This is a genomic window from Paenibacillus gallinarum, from assembly GCF_014836635.1.
Classification (GTDB): Bacteria; Bacillota; Bacilli; order Paenibacillales; family Paenibacillaceae; genus Paenibacillus; species Paenibacillus gallinarum.
In genome coordinates this window covers 1-507 of the sequence record NZ_JACSQL010000059.1, presented here as the reverse complement: position 1 = coordinate 507, position 507 = coordinate 1, and the positions used below count along the sequence as shown (strand labels likewise).

Annotated in this window: 1 protein-coding gene; it reads right to left on the bottom strand. The window is 32.0% G+C overall.

The window, feature by feature from the left end; all coding sequences use genetic code 11:
• Window positions 1-21: 21 nt before the first annotated feature.
• Window positions 22-177 (bottom strand): hypothetical protein, encoded by a 156-nt coding sequence (locus tag H9647_RS25615; protein WP_191805326.1) that lies wholly within the window; start codon window positions 175-177, stop codon window positions 22-24.
• Between the last annotated feature and the right edge of the window lie 330 nt (window positions 178-507).

The window sequence follows — 507 nt, the reverse complement described above, 5'->3', positions numbered from 1 at the left end:
CGTTAGCGTAACAGTTTAGGATTATTCGTTCTTATCTTTCATCATAAGTTCTTTGATCTCACGCAATTCCTTTAATATTTCTTTTGAATATTGAGTACCTTTAGAATTATCTACACCTACTTTTATAATTAATCCGCCTACCAACAAATAAACGATAAACATTATTATTCCGCCCAATTGATTTACCCTCCAATCTTTATCTTAAGAGAATTTATCCCAATTATAATTTTTTCTTTTGTTTTCTTTCAATAAATATCCAAGTGTAATATATCAACCAAAATACAATAGGTGCTAAAAACACATACTGTCTCTGATTTACTGGAAGAAAGCAGAATGAAAATAGCCCAATTATTAACATTGGTGGCATTAGAATAAAATACTTTTTCTTATGAACGTTCATCCCCTCCATTTTGTTTAATGATAACAAAAAACCTGCCGGTTTGCATGACTAAAAGGGAGCAGCTGCCAACTGGCAAACTGCTCCCTGCTGTTTTCAACTAACGTTTT